The sequence below is a fragment of the Bacillus sp. FSL R5-0654 genome, from assembly GCF_038008745.1.
Classification (GTDB): Bacteria; Bacillota; Bacilli; order Bacillales; family Bacillaceae; genus Bacillus; species Bacillus safensis.
The window spans coordinates 593,154-605,895 of sequence record NZ_JBBOZV010000001.1; the positions used below are offsets into that span (position 1 = coordinate 593,154).

Annotated in this window: 20 protein-coding genes; 12 read left to right on the forward strand and 8 right to left on the reverse strand. The window is 42.0% G+C overall.

Features of this window, described 5'->3' with window-relative positions:
• Nucleotides 1-95 precede the first annotated feature (95 nt).
• Nucleotides 96-884 (forward strand): GNAT family N-acetyltransferase, encoded by a 789-nt coding sequence (locus tag NSS76_RS02905; RefSeq protein ID WP_286098937.1) that lies wholly within the window; start codon nt 96-98, stop codon nt 882-884.
• On the opposite strand, the gene NSS76_RS02910 is transcribed toward NSS76_RS02905, so the two are convergent.
• Nucleotides 876-1,349, reverse strand: a complete 474-nt coding sequence (locus NSS76_RS02910) for a GNAT family N-acetyltransferase (protein WP_024427799.1) — start codon at nt 1,347-1,349, stop codon at nt 876-878. The two genes, NSS76_RS02905 and NSS76_RS02910, sit on opposite strands and share 9 nt — an antisense overlap.
• Nucleotides 1,350-1,390: 41 nt before the next feature.
• Here NSS76_RS02910 and NSS76_RS02915 point away from each other — a divergent pair, with 41 nt between their 5' ends.
• Nucleotides 1,391-1,660: a YesK-like family protein gene (locus NSS76_RS02915; protein ID WP_024425418.1), complete on the forward strand. Its 270-nt coding sequence runs from the start codon at nt 1,391-1,393 to the stop codon at nt 1,658-1,660.
• Here the strand turns inward: NSS76_RS02915 and NSS76_RS02920 are convergent.
• The 3 genes from NSS76_RS02920 to NSS76_RS02930 all read right to left on the reverse strand — a co-directional run bounded on the left by NSS76_RS02920 (nt 1,657) and on the right by NSS76_RS02930 (nt 3,280).
• Nucleotides 1,657-2,196 (reverse strand): GNAT family N-acetyltransferase, encoded by a 540-nt coding sequence (locus NSS76_RS02920; RefSeq protein ID WP_024425419.1) that lies wholly within the window; start codon nt 2,194-2,196, stop codon nt 1,657-1,659. The genes NSS76_RS02915 and NSS76_RS02920 overlap by 4 nt on opposite strands.
• Entirely contained in the window at nt 2,193-2,588 is a 396-nt protein-coding gene (locus NSS76_RS02925) for a VOC family protein (protein WP_024425420.1), read from the reverse strand. Before NSS76_RS02925 ends, NSS76_RS02920 begins: the two co-directional genes overlap by 4 nt.
• A 68-nt stretch (nt 2,589-2,656) precedes the next feature.
• Nucleotides 2,657-3,280: a GNAT family N-acetyltransferase gene (locus NSS76_RS02930; RefSeq protein ID WP_197172254.1), complete on the reverse strand. Its 624-nt coding sequence runs from the start codon at nt 3,278-3,280 to the stop codon at nt 2,657-2,659.
• 149 nt (nt 3,281-3,429) lie between these two features.
• Between NSS76_RS02930 and NSS76_RS02935 the strand changes: the two genes are divergently transcribed.
• The 6 genes from NSS76_RS02935 to NSS76_RS02960 all read left to right on the forward strand — a co-directional run bounded on the left by NSS76_RS02935 (nt 3,430) and on the right by NSS76_RS02960 (nt 7,504).
• Nucleotides 3,430-3,981 (forward strand): TetR/AcrR family transcriptional regulator, encoded by a 552-nt coding sequence (locus NSS76_RS02935; protein WP_048240359.1) that lies wholly within the window; start codon nt 3,430-3,432, stop codon nt 3,979-3,981.
• 77 nt (nt 3,982-4,058) lie between these two features.
• The gene (locus tag NSS76_RS02940) at nt 4,059-4,601 is read left to right on the forward strand and encodes a dihydrofolate reductase family protein (RefSeq protein ID WP_024427796.1); all 543 of its coding nucleotides are present in this window, start codon (nt 4,059-4,061) and stop codon (nt 4,599-4,601) included.
• Nucleotides 4,602-4,709: 108 nt separating this feature from the next.
• Entirely contained in the window at nt 4,710-5,183 is a 474-nt protein-coding gene (locus NSS76_RS02945) for a MarR family winged helix-turn-helix transcriptional regulator (RefSeq protein WP_041116800.1), read from the forward strand.
• Nucleotides 5,167-5,790, forward strand: a complete 624-nt coding sequence (locus NSS76_RS02950) for a nitroreductase family protein (RefSeq protein ID WP_283859901.1) — start codon at nt 5,167-5,169, stop codon at nt 5,788-5,790. Before NSS76_RS02945 ends, NSS76_RS02950 begins: the two co-directional genes overlap by 17 nt.
• A gap of 17 nt (nt 5,791-5,807) precedes the next feature.
• Nucleotides 5,808-6,860: an LLM class flavin-dependent oxidoreductase gene (locus NSS76_RS02955; protein WP_024425426.1), complete on the forward strand. Its 1,053-nt coding sequence runs from the start codon at nt 5,808-5,810 to the stop codon at nt 6,858-6,860.
• Nucleotides 6,861-7,210: 350 nt separating this feature from the next.
• Nucleotides 7,211-7,504, forward strand: coding sequence for a hypothetical protein (locus NSS76_RS02960; protein WP_270125915.1), 294 nt, complete (start codon nt 7,211-7,213; stop codon nt 7,502-7,504).
• A 32-nt stretch (nt 7,505-7,536) separates the two neighbouring features.
• On the opposite strand, the gene NSS76_RS02965 is transcribed toward NSS76_RS02960, so the two are convergent.
• The gene (locus tag NSS76_RS02965; RefSeq protein ID WP_024425428.1) at nt 7,537-8,100 is read right to left on the reverse strand and encodes a helix-turn-helix domain-containing protein; all 564 of its coding nucleotides are present in this window, start codon (nt 8,098-8,100) and stop codon (nt 7,537-7,539) included.
• 110 nt (nt 8,101-8,210) lie between these two features.
• On the opposite strand from NSS76_RS02965, the gene NSS76_RS02970 reads away from it, so the two are divergent.
• Nucleotides 8,211-8,798 carry a LysE family transporter gene (locus NSS76_RS02970; RefSeq protein ID WP_234107604.1) on the forward strand — a complete coding sequence of 196 codons (588 nt, stop codon included), beginning with the start codon at nt 8,211-8,213 and terminating at the stop codon, nt 8,796-8,798.
• Nucleotides 8,799-8,802: 4 nt separating this feature from the next.
• Here the strand turns inward: NSS76_RS02970 and NSS76_RS02975 are convergent, their stop codons facing one another.
• On the reverse strand, nt 8,803-9,354 hold the full coding sequence (locus NSS76_RS02975; RefSeq protein WP_234107605.1) for a GNAT family N-acetyltransferase: 552 nt from the start codon (nt 9,352-9,354) through the stop codon (nt 8,803-8,805).
• Nucleotides 9,355-9,480: 126 nt separating this feature from the next.
• Between NSS76_RS02975 and NSS76_RS02980 the strand changes: the two genes are divergently transcribed.
• Together NSS76_RS02980 and NSS76_RS02985 are read left to right on the forward strand one after the other, a co-directional pair.
• On the forward strand, nt 9,481-9,666 hold the full coding sequence (locus NSS76_RS02980; protein ID WP_024425431.1) for a CsbD family protein: 186 nt from the start codon (nt 9,481-9,483) through the stop codon (nt 9,664-9,666).
• A 148-nt stretch (nt 9,667-9,814) separates the two neighbouring features.
• The gene (locus NSS76_RS02985) at nt 9,815-10,477 is read left to right on the forward strand and encodes an O-methyltransferase (protein WP_044335146.1); all 663 of its coding nucleotides are present in this window, start codon (nt 9,815-9,817) and stop codon (nt 10,475-10,477) included.
• A 36-nt stretch (nt 10,478-10,513) separates the two neighbouring features.
• On the opposite strand, the gene NSS76_RS02990 is transcribed toward NSS76_RS02985, so the two are convergent.
• Nucleotides 10,514-10,840: an AzlD domain-containing protein gene (locus NSS76_RS02990; RefSeq protein WP_025093547.1), complete on the reverse strand. Its 327-nt coding sequence runs from the start codon at nt 10,838-10,840 to the stop codon at nt 10,514-10,516.
• Nucleotides 10,837-11,562 (reverse strand): AzlC family ABC transporter permease, encoded by a 726-nt coding sequence (locus NSS76_RS02995; RefSeq protein ID WP_234107606.1) that lies wholly within the window; start codon nt 11,560-11,562, stop codon nt 10,837-10,839. Before NSS76_RS02995 ends, NSS76_RS02990 begins: the two co-directional genes overlap by 4 nt.
• A gap of 297 nt (nt 11,563-11,859) precedes the next feature.
• On the opposite strand from NSS76_RS02995, the gene NSS76_RS03000 reads away from it, so the two are divergent.
• On the forward strand, nt 11,860-12,735 hold the full coding sequence (locus NSS76_RS03000; RefSeq protein WP_341080669.1) for a DMT family transporter: 876 nt from the start codon (nt 11,860-11,862) through the stop codon (nt 12,733-12,735).
• The last annotated feature ends 7 nt before the right edge of the window (nt 12,736-12,742 follow it).

Below are 12,742 nucleotides of genomic sequence, written 5' to 3' on the forward strand. Positions count from 1 at the left end.
AAAAATTGCGTCTTTGATGAAAAATCCCTTTTTTGGCAAAGAATTCTCTATGTCAGCTGCTTTTTCTTTATAATGGAAGGATAGGAGGGAGCATCGTGCATCTATTGAGGCAGCAAAAGGCACCATTAATGAAAAAAGGAATTAGACAGATCGATCCGGCATATCCAGTGTTTGTAGATGCGGTCATGGATGGCATGATACAAGGACATCTTTATGTCGATGATGAAGCGCATCCGCTTGTTTATTTTCTCGAAGCTTCATGCGGCATTTATTATGTGGCAGGAAGGAGTGAAGCGGAGCTGTTATGCTGCTCAGCCTTCATTGTGAATGTGTACGAAAGGCAGAAAAGACAAATCGGCCGATTCACCTTATTTTCAGCAAATCCATTAACAGATGCAATGATGAAAAAATGTCTTGGGTTACATCTGAATGAAATGGAAAGACATGCGTACGTTTATTCACAGGCATATTCTCATGCCACTCAGCCTCATCAAGGCTATAGAGTAGAGCGGACAAATGAGCAGGTGATGACAGCAAGCAGTGCTTTCCCTTCTAGCTATTACGAAGCCTATTGGGGAGAAACAGCTCGTTTTCTATCAAAGGGAATCGGGATTGCCATTTTAAATGGAGAGAACGTGGTAAGTGAATGCGTCTCTATTTTTTCAAGTATGGATCGTGCGGAGATAGATATTTGGACAGATGAGTCTTATCGCGGAAAAGGTTTAGCGCTGCTGTCAGCTCAGCATATGATCAGCATCTGTCTTGAAAAAAAGAGGACACCGCATTGGGATTGCGATGTCCATCACCTAGCTTCAATCAAACTGGCAGAGAAGTTAGGCTTTCAGAGGCTCAAAACCTATCGATTGTTTTATGGTTCAAGATGAGAAGGTTTTGAGATACCAAGCATCCATTGCAGAATGCTCAGAGCCTTCAAGCGGTTCTGAAAGAAGAGAAAAGCCATATCGCTGATAAAGGCCTATAGCTGCTGTTAATTCCCGGCGGGTTTCTAAATAACAGGCTTCGTAGTATGTAGAGGCATACTCCAGCGCCGTATCCATCAGTTTTTTGCCCGCACCTTTTCCTTGTGCTTTTGGACTTAAATAAAGCTTTTGTAATTCACATACTCCCTTTGTAAATGGAGCAATCCCTACACCGCCCACAATCTCACCCTGCTCTTCAGCAATCCAATAGGCTGCATGAGTCAATGATTGATAGTATTCGAAAAGCTGGTCAAGTTGGGGATCAGTGTAGGCTGTTCCTTCAATCGCTAGATTCGCTGATTCTAGTGACTGGCGGATAATCGCTGCGATATACGGGTTGTCTTTTTGCTCAATGGGTCTAATGTTCATTTGAAGTACCTCCATTGTTATGGGTTAGGAGTTGATATCACATGTTCTGGCTGCAAACCGCCTTTTTTACGATCGTTGTCTTGTGTCTCTCATGGTGGGCAGGGAAAAGACGCCGGCAGCGCCATGCGGGGTTCATTGTCCCAATATGCTTGATTTTATTTGGTTTGGTTTTATTGATTGTTAGTTTTTTTATTGGCAGATGGGAAGGCATGGTGCTTAGTCTAGCGAGTATCTCTATCGTTCTCTCTTCCATCATTTGTTTAATCATCGTCACTGGGATTCAATTTTTTAAAAAAGATGACCCTTCTTAAGCAGGAGCATCTGTATTCATCATGTTTTTATATTCTTCACGAAGGATGCCCATGATGATGACATCTGAGTATGTACCGTTGAAATAGAGCGCTTGGCGTCTTTTTCCTTCATATTGAAATCCGGCTTTCTCATAGCTTCGAAAGGCTCTTGGATTGTGGGAAAAGACTTCAAGCTCTAGACGGTTGAGTTCTAATGTGTCAAAGGCAAATGCTTGAACCATCCGAACAGCTTCAGTGCCATAGCCTTTTTGAAAATACTCTGGCCCGTGAAGCGCAATGCGGAAGCTTGCCGTATGATTGATTGGATCAATGTCCACAATCGCCGCATCTCCAATCATCTCTTTCGTGTCTAGTAGACAAATGGCGAAATCTCGTCTGCTGTCATCCTGCAAAAAGCGGGTATAGGCGGAGCGAATTTCTTCTAGTGTGAACGTTTTGCGTGTGCCAGTCATATAAAGTGTTTCTGCATGCTGGCATCCTCTTTGAATACCAGGATAATCTTGCTCTTCAATCGGTCTCAAAAATATACGAGTCATGACGGATCACCCTCCTCTATATATCGAGAGATTTCAATTAAATTCAGATCAGGATCACGGATATAAACAGATTCAATTGGACCTAATGTACCTGTGCGTCTGACCGGCCCCTCTTCAATGGGGACCACTTGCTTCCGGAGGTGCAGCAGCAAACTGTCCATGTCTAAATCGGTGATAAAGCACAAATCATGAGATCCAGGAAGAGGATGAGCCGCTTTTGGCTCAAATTCATGACCAGCTTCATGGAGGTTGATCTTCTGTAAACCAAAACGAAGCGCTTTACGGCCTTCACCAAAAGTTTCTTCCTTCATCCCTAATACGTTTGTATAAAAGCGAATGGTGTCCTCCATATGTTGTACAGTCAACACGATATGATCAAGTCGTCGTATCATCAGTCTCTCCTCCAAGTATGATCATTGATTGAACTGACTCTATTATATCATCACCTGAAGAGGATACCTTATTTAATCACGGTTTTATAGCTCCAGCTTTCCAGGGACATTTCCTTTCCGCGCAGTACCCTTTCATCAAACTCCATCCAGCCATTTTTTCGGTAGAAATGACGATTGGCCTCGTTGTGCGTCATCAGTGTGAACAGTCCGCCGCCTTGCCGGGCGATAAAGGGAAAAAGGCATTGCTTTAACATGCGGCTTCCGAGTTTTTTTCCTTGCTGGTCTTTTGCCACGACAAGTGCTTCTAAATACCAGTAAGGCTGCTTTAAGGAAGAACATGCTTTTTTGGCCTCCTTTAACACACGGAACACATGCTGAACCGCCGATATACCGCCAATGAAGAGCAGCTTTAACCCACCTGATAACACATAATCCATGAAGCCTGGTTCAGGAAGACGCGGATGCTTTAAAAGGGCAGCAGACACAATGTTCTCGTTTTCAACCCCGACCAAACAGATTTGATGCTGAAAATACACCTTTGTATTGACCAAATGCAGCTGACGAGCGAAAGCAGACCGGTTTGAGACCTTTTCACATAATAGGTCAAAAAATGAATAGTCCTGAAACGAATCATCTAACAACTCTGCCACTTGAGGCAGTTCATCCTCTCTAGCAAGTCTAAAATGAAACATATAATGGTCCTCCTTTACTGAACACATATAGATTATTGAACATGTGCTGAGTATAATAAGAAGTAAACCAATCGAACATCGGCAATGGATGAGATCCTGTTCATAAATAGACATTTGGCGCCTGATTGTTCAACAATGGAGGGGATGTCATGAAGGACAGACGAACAATCAAAACAAAAAGAGCCATTCGGGAAAGCTTCCTTGAGCTGTTAAAGGAAAAGGAAGTGCAGCAGATTACGGTATCAGAGCTATCAAGGAAAGCGGATTTAGGCAGGGGAACCTTTTATTTGCACTATCAAGATGTGTTTGATTTATATGAACAGCTTGAGAAAGAACTATTCGATCAGCTCGGGGGGTTATATGATGAAACCTTTCCAAGTCAGGACCCTCTTGATATGCTTTCCTTTTTAAACAAAACGACGGAGTATTTGAAAGAGAATCAATATATGTTGACGTTATTTGTAAAACCAAATGGTCCAACGACAAACCAATTCAAAGCATTTTTCAAAGAAAAAATCATGAAAGAGTGGCAGCTTGATCAGCGGCCGATTACAGAGAATGAGCAAATAGAGGCCTCTTTTGTCGTGTCTGGTGTCGTGGGTGTACTCGAGGAATGGATTCACGAAGAAATGACCATTGATGCCGGCAAGCTCGCGCATAAATTATACGAGCTTCTCGTCAAGGTGGAACAGGAATCGTAAAAAGTTATGTAGCCTTTGTCTTTCCTTTTTGATAAAATAGAATATATGTTCTTATTTGAAGTAAGGGAGTGGTGGGAGTGAGTGAGAAAAGGAAGCTGCTTTTTTATGGGGCGATGAGTATCGATGGATATTTAGCGAGAGAGGATCACCGGCTCGATTGGCTGATAGGGACAGAGGGCGAAGAAGAAACGAGCTACGACACCTTTTATGCGTCAGTCGATACGCTGATCATGGGGCGCAATACATATGAACAAGTGCTTCAGCTGTCACCAGATGAGTTTCCTTATGAAGGAAAGACATGTTATATCATGTCACGTACGTTACAAGACAGTCTGGAAGGAACCCATATCATTCGCGAAGATGTCTTATCATTTGTGAAAAAATTAAAGAATGAAACAGGCCGGAATATTTGGATTGTCGGCGGCGGGGGACTGCTTCAATCTTTCATAAAAGAAAGATTGGTTGATGAGCTTTTTCTTCAAATCGTACCTGTCATCATTGGAAGAGGAATTCCTCTCTTTTCGCCGGCGGATCTTGAATCCAAGTTTTCATTACAGGAAGTAAATCAATATAAACAAATTGCTGAAATGCATTTTATCTTAAAAGAAGAGGATCACTGAACCAAGGTGGTCTTTTTTTTATGAAATAAACTCGTTGACAAGAAAATATCCTAGTGTTAGGATAAATTTATCCTAGTTTTAGGATTTCTTGAAAAAGGAGTAGTTGCCATGGTGCAGCATGATCATGAATTAGATTTAAGGCTATTCCGCGTGTGGATGAAAGCCTATCAAGCCCTTTTTACAAATATCCAAAAAGACATTGAACGTTATGATATCGGATTTGAAAACTTTCAGATCCTTGAATTGCTCTACAGTAAAGGGCCTCAGCCTGTTCAAAAAATTAGCGATATCCTCTCAATCCCAAGTGGAAGCATGACATATGTCGTGAACAAACTAGAAAAACAAGAACTGGTGAAAAGGCAATGTGCGCCTTCAGATAAGCGGGTATTTCATGTACGGCTGACGGAAAAAGGGAAGCAATTGTTTGACGATATTTTCCCTAAACACACAGAGGTCATTTCGCAAAATCTAGCCTTTATTGAAAAAGAAGAAAAAGAGCAGCTCATTGAATTACTAAAAAAAATCGGTTTAGGTGCAAAACAACTTCGCGAAAAGGGGAAACAAGATGACACTCAGCTTTGATACATTGGTACGTGAAAGACGATCTGCATCAAATTTTTTGCCAAATATCTCGATTTCGAGACAAGAGCTTAACAGCATATTTGAAGAGGTCAAGCTGGCACCATCTGCTTTTAACTTACAGCATACACAATATGTTGTCGTCCAAACAGAAGAGCTGAAAGAACAAGTAAGAGAAGCGGCATTTGGACAATATAAAGTGCACTCTGCTTCAGCAGCGATCATCGTACTCGGAGATCCAAATGCTTATGAGCACGCAGGGAACATATATGAAGGCCTGAAAATGCTAGGCATTTTAAATACGCAGCAATATGAAGAAATGGTCAGAGAGACCGTGAATTTTTATGAGCAGAGAGGAGCAGATTTCCAGAAGGAAGAGGCGATCCGCAATGCTTCCTTATCTGCCATGCTGTTTATGCTTGCGGCTAAAAATAAAGGCTGGGATACTTGCCCGATGATCGGTTTTGATCCCGAAGCATTGAAAAAGGTATTAAACATTCAATCAGATTTGGTTCCTGTGTTAATGATTACACTTGGAAAAGAAAAAGTAGAGAGCAGACAAGCGAGAGGCTACAGAAAGCCAGTTTCTGAATTTGTGACATATTTATAAGACAGGGGGTTCCAATCATGGAACTAGGAATTAGTACATTTGTCGAAACAACACCTGATTTTCAGACAGGAAAAACAGTCAGTCACGCACAGCGTATTCGAGAAGTAGTAGAAGAAATTATTTTAGCAGATCAAGTCGGTCTCGATGTATTTGGCGTAGGTGAGCATCACCGTGAGGATTTCGCCGCATCGAATCCAGCAGTCGTCTTAGCGGCTGCAGCCACACAAACAAAAAATATTCGTCTGACAAGTGCAGTGACAGTCCTTTCATCAGCAGATCCTGTTCGTGTATTTCAGGATTTTGCAACCTTAGACGGACTATCAAACGGACGTGCAGAAATTATGGCAGGCCGTGGTTCATTTATTGAATCATTCCCGCTCTTTGGCTATGACCTGGACGACTATGAAGAATTATTTGAAGAAAAGCTTGATTTGCTGCTGAAATTACAGCAGTCAGAGCGTGTAACATGGAGCGGAAAGCATCGCCCATCCATTCAGGATGTTGGGGTGTACCCAAGACCTGTTCAAGATCCGCTTCCAATCTGGATCGGCAGTGGAGGAAACCGTGAATCGGTCGTACGTGCTGGATTACTAGGGTTACCCCTTGTACTTGCCATCATTGGCGGAAGTCCTAGACAGTTCGCACCGCTCGTTCAGCTGTACAAGCAAGCGGCAGTGCACGCTGGACATGATCCTGAAAAATTAACTGTAGCATCACATTCTCATGGATTTGTTGCGGCAGAAACAGACCTGGCAGCAGATCAATTTTTCCCATCCACACAGCATGTGATGAACACATTAGCGAGAGAGCGAGGCTGGGGACCTTATACTCGTTCTACGTTTGACGCAGCGAGAACTTTAGAAGGGGCGCTGTATGTAGGAGATCCAGATACCGTGGCAGAGAAAGTCATTCACCTTAGAAAAAATGTAGGCATCACACGTTTTATGCTTCATGTACCGGTTGGTTCAATGCCGCATGATCAAGTGCTGAAAGCCATTGAGCTATTTGGAAAAGAAGTGGCTCCTAAAGTAAGAGAAGAAGTTGCCCGCTGGGAAGCAGAGCAAAAATAAATAAAAAGGCCGATCAAGAGAATAGGCTTGATCGGCCTTTTCTTATGCTTAAGGATCAGTGATACATGGTTTTACTGTAGGGCATTTGGCAGCAGAAGCAAATGGTGTGATTGCCAAGGAGAAGAGGAAAACAAGTTGAAAACAGATGAGCCATTTTTTCATGAAAACACCTCCGTTCACAATTGTTTCACTAGATTGAGATGAGGATAAATGCATAGAAGTATGTAACGCACTCTATCCAGCATAAGACAATGATATCATAATTTTCAAAAAAATGAAAAAATAAACTTACAAAAGTTCTAAATTATGGTATAGTTTATACGTTCAACAAAAAAGGGAGGGATTTTTTTGTGAAAAAGGTCATGTCTTCTGTTTTGGTTGGAGTAATTGTCTTAACGGGTGCTGGGGTCACAACTGCTCCAGTGGAAGCAAAGGAGCAAACAAACAGTGAAGTAACGGCTCAGGCCAGTCGAACTGTTTCAGTAACAAGAACATATACGACATCAAACATCCCAGAAAGTATTGTATATGCAGAGGATGGCTGGGTAGGGATTTTAAAACAAACCTCTATTGAAGAATTAGGATTAGGAAAATATAGAGTCACATTTACTGGAACAGTGGTACGCGATCCGGCATTTAATTAAATAAACGTAAAGCTGACAGGTGGACAAGCCTGTCAGCTTTTTTCATGAGGATAATAAAGAATCATTTGCATCCGTACCATTTGTTCTCCGGTTTGTTTATACGTGTGCGTCCGGTCCGCTTTAAAACGAATAGAGTCTCCGGCTTTTAAGGTGTATTGTTCATCACCAATGGATAAATCAAGGACTCCCTCAAAAACAGTGATCAATTCCTCTGTTCCCCCAATGTGTTCACTCGCACGAAGCGACCCGCCTCGATCAATTTCCACTCGGTACATTTCAAATTTCCCCCGGTCATCGAAAGGGAAAGTCGTGTATACACGATATTTTCCATCATCTTCAGTTAAAACCTGTGCATCTTCCTTGCGTACTACCTTGATTTCAGGCTGTGGTGCGTGAATGAGCTCACTAAAAGATACCTTTAATCCGTTGGCGATTTTCCACAAAGTCGTGATGGTAGGGGTCGATTCTCCTCTTTCAATTTGTCCAATCATCGTCTTGCTGACACCAGTTAATTCTGCCATCTTTTCGAGGCTTAATTTTTTTTGATCTCTAAGAAGCCTCACATTTTTCGAAATAATCGATTGTACGTCTTCCATGAAAAAAGCTCCTTTCTCTATTTACTTTATAAAGACCGAACGTTACAATAAAACGTAATATACGCAATAAAGTAATTAAAGTCTAAATAACGTATAAGGGAGGCGGCATTTTGATTGTATCCATGTTGATCTATGCTTTTGTTAGCAGCTTTACCCCAGGGCCCAACAACATCATGGCCATGGTCTTTACGAATAAATATGGGGTCAAGCAAACATTTCGATTTTGTTTAGGTGTAGGTATCGGATTTCTCGTCATTTTGTGTTTGAGCTGCTTCTTTAATCTCATTCTTTATCAAGTGATGCCGAAAATAGGCTGGGTCATGGCGTTCATCGGAGCTGCATACATGATTTATTTAGCGGTCAAAATCATGAAAAGTAAAGGCGGGAATGACGAAACACTTGATCGCTACAATCATTTTATCCCTGGTATGATGCTGCAATTTATCAACCCAAAAGCGATCTTGTATGGATTGACTGTGATTTCAACATTTGTTTTGCCATATGGACAATCTAATATGCAGTATGTCATATGGACGCTGATTCTCGCACTCATTGGCTTTCTCGGTACATTCAGCTGGAGCTTATTTGGCTCTTTGTATAAGCGTTTTTTGACTGCTTACGAAAAACCGTTCCAGTATGTGATGGGGCTGCTTCTGATATACAGTGCGATTTCGATGATATGGGGCTATGTGATGTAAGTAGTCAGGAGCTTGGCAGCTGTCTGCCCATCACAACAGTATCATAATATAATCCGTCACTCAGCCGTTTATCGTTTTTTAATACGCCTTCAATCAAAAAGCCGTGGTTCTCATATAACCGAATGGCTTTTTGGTTCGTTTCCAGCACTTGAAGTGACATCTTCTGAATACCCTGCTGATCTGCCCAGTCGATTGAAGCAGCTAAAAGCTCTTTCCCGCTGTGATAGCCCCAAGCATCTTTCTGGATGGCGACGCCAAATGTCACTTTATGAGCAGAGCGCTTGAGTGAATGGCCCTCGCATCTTGAAAAACCGACAATTTTTCCTTCAATAGCAGCGACCAAAAATAAATGCCGGCTTTGCTTGCTATCCTCTTGAATCAAAACCTCAAATGCTTTTTCATCAAGAAAGGCTTCGCCTGGTTCACGGTCTAAATATTCTGTTTCACCATCGATTTTCAGTCTGAGAGCTGATAACTGTTGGGCATCAGCCGCTAAAGCGGACCGAATATGATAGGTCAACCCACGAACTGTGAATATTTTTTCAGAGATGATCATGAAATAGAACACCAACCCTTCTTTCTAATATGTCTATCATACCTGAAACGTGTACATCGCACACTCAGATGTTTTGTATCTTTCAAAAAGGCTAAATGAATAATATCAAACGTGGAGGTGGAACAAATGAGTAAAGAAAAAGGACATATGGATAAAGCGAAAGGAAAAACAAATCAAGTCAAAGGTCAAGTCAAAGAAAAGCTTGGTGAAGCAACCGATCATCAAAACTTGAAAGCAGAAGGGAAAAAGGATCAAGCAAAAGGAAAGCTTCAAGATAAAAAAGGAGATGTCAAAAATAAGCTGAACCAGTAGAACCGAAACCAGTGCGTTGCTTCATGTATTCCTCATCACATGTCTTTCATCAAAAAAATGAATAGATGTGTGAAAAGAATTGATTATACGCTCTCACGATCATCATGTAGACTTGAGAGAGAAGACATAATCAAGGGAGATGGATGAAATGGAGCACGTGTGGGGAAAAGTTGACGAGTATATCACAGACAAGTTGATCCCTAAAGATGATGTATTGGAGCAAGCCCTTACTCATAATAAGCAAGCGGGTCTGCCAGAAATTGATGTGTCACCAGCCCAAGGGAAAATGCTTTATTTATTAGCAAAAACGAAGAATGCAAAGCGTATTTTAGAAATCGGGACACTCGGTGGATACAGTACTATTTGGCTGGCGCGTGCTCTTGAAGAGGATGGGGAACTCATCACATTAGAGGCTGTCAGCCATCATGTACAGATCGCACAGCAAAACATCAGCAGAGCGGGCTTATCAGAACGGGTGAGCATTTTGGAAGGAAAGGCATTAGATACGTTATCTCAGTTAAAAGAGAAGGCTGCGCTTCCATTCGATTTCATTTTCATTGATGCAGATAAACCGAACAATCCGAAATATCTGAAGTGGGCGTTACATTTCTCGAAAAAGGGAACAGTCATTATTGCAGACAATGTCGTCAGAAATGGTGCAGTCCTTCATGACTCAGATGAGGATGAACGAGTACAAGGAACTCGTGAATTTTTCGATTTACTCAAACAAGAACCGAGAATAGAGGCAACAGCGATTCAAACTGTTGGGGAAAAAGGTTATGATGGATTTGTATACGGAATCGTCAAATGAAACAAAGCTTAACCACATGTGGTTAAGCTTTTTCTTTTAGAAAAACCATCTAGCAGTGCCCATCAGCATGACACCGGCAAGAACAGTAAGTGACAGGCTTTTTGTCCAAACAGCAATGAGTACAGTAGGAGTCAAGACAGCAAGATACATCCAGTGAATGGTGACGCCTGTGCCTGTTGATGTATGGATGAAGAGATGCTCTGCAATCAAAGCTGTAAAGATACAAATAGGAATAAACGATAACCATTTCAGCACCACTTCAGGCAGCTGAATACTCCGTACAAATATAAAGGGTACGACTCTCGGAATGACGGTGACGATCATACAACCAACAATGAGCCATAACATAAAGCTGCTAATCATTTATCTGTCACCACCCCAATAGTTGCGACAAGTACAGTTGCTATGAGAACAGCCACATGTGATGGAACAAAATGAAGCAGAACAAACATAGCAATGACCATATACAACACAAGTGACAGGCGATGAGTTAACTTATTTTTGGGTACTGTCTGTAACGAAAGGACTAGCAGTGCAGCAAACATCGCTGATAAAGCAAAATCAAGACCAAGTGCTTCAGGATTTGAGATCCAGTGTCCAAAAATGCCGCCAAGTACACAGGCAGCAATCCAGCATAAATACGCTGTTATGTTCAGCCCGTGCATCCATCTGTTATTCAGCTTTCCTTGCTGCGCTAATTTATTTATCGCTACACCGAAGGATTCATCAGTCAGTAATAGACCGAATCCTATATTTTGTTTCACAGAGTAGCGTGTGAAATGAGGAGCAAGCGTCAGGCTGAGCAATAAATGCCGCAGATTGACAATAAATGTGGTGAAAATAATAGCGGAAAGGGGACTCCCTGTCACAAGCAGTGCACAGATAATAAACTGTGAAGCACCTGCGTAAATAAAAATTGATAAAAGCGCAATATCCCATATACTTAACTGTGCGCTAATTCCAACAATTCCGAAGGCAAACCCAATACTCATATAACCGAGCAGGGTTGGCACACAATCTTTTATTCCCTCGAGAAACGGTTCATGTTCCGTGCTGGGAATGTGTTTCCTCGCTTCAATATCCAACGTCCTCTACTCCTTTTCTCCGTGGCCACCTATAGTTTTACTTACTATATGAAAACGAATTCAGCATGTCAATACCCGTTTATCTTCTATTATATGAAGAAAAATGGTGACAAAAAAGGATTGAAGTCAACCAGAATTTGTTATAAAGTAGTCTGAAAATAAAAACAAATGAGGTGACGACAATGCTATGGAAGCCTTTATTTGAACATGATGTACCAAACACCCTCCGTCCATAACGGAGAGTGATCTCCGTTTGTGGATATGGCGATCAATATATCCAGTAACGGAGGGGAAAAGATGAAGGAAAAATATATAGGCGCCCTTTACCTAGCAATCGCTGCAAGTATTTGGGGCGGCATGTACGTTGTTGTCAAAGTAACAGTAGCGGTGGTTCCGCCGCTTGAGCTTGTATGGATGAGATATGCTGTAGCAGGAATCGTGCTGGTGTGCACCATTTGGCGCTTGGGCTATTCCTTTCGATTAGATAAAAAAGATATCCCGCTTGTTGTCATGATCGGATTGATCGGAAATTTCCTATCAATTGTGACCCAAGAAATTGGCACCATGTATACGTCGGCACAAATGGGGGCTGTGATTACATCTGCGACCCCTGCTTTTATGGTGCTGTTTGCGTTCTTTCTATTAAAAGAAGCCATGACTGTTCGAAAGTGCGCATCCATCCTGCTTGCGACAGCAGGTGTATGGCTCATGATTGGACCAGTCGCAGTGCAAACAGATGAATTTGTTGGCGGTCTTTCATTAGTTTTCGCTGCTTTAACTTGGGCACTGATGTCTGTTTTGCTGAAACGAGTTCCAGGAAAATACCCTCAAGTCGTGACGACCACATATGCGATCATCATTGCATTCATTGTCTTAACACCAGCTGCTTTATTTCGCCTACCTCATCTAGATGTGGAGCAGATGGCAAGGCCAGAGATTTGGGGCGGCATTCTCTATCTAGGCATCATCTCAACAGCTCTAGCATTCTTTTTGTGGAATAGAGGGCTTCAATTGATGGATGCCTCGAGCGGCGGTCTGTTCTTTTTCTTTCAACCGATCGTAGGGGCAGCTCTCGGCTGGCTGCTTTTAGGTGAAGAGATGGGGATACGCTCATTCATTGGAATTCTATGTATCTTTGCAGGAGTCTATACTGTACTGCGTCAAAAGGAATAAGAAGAGA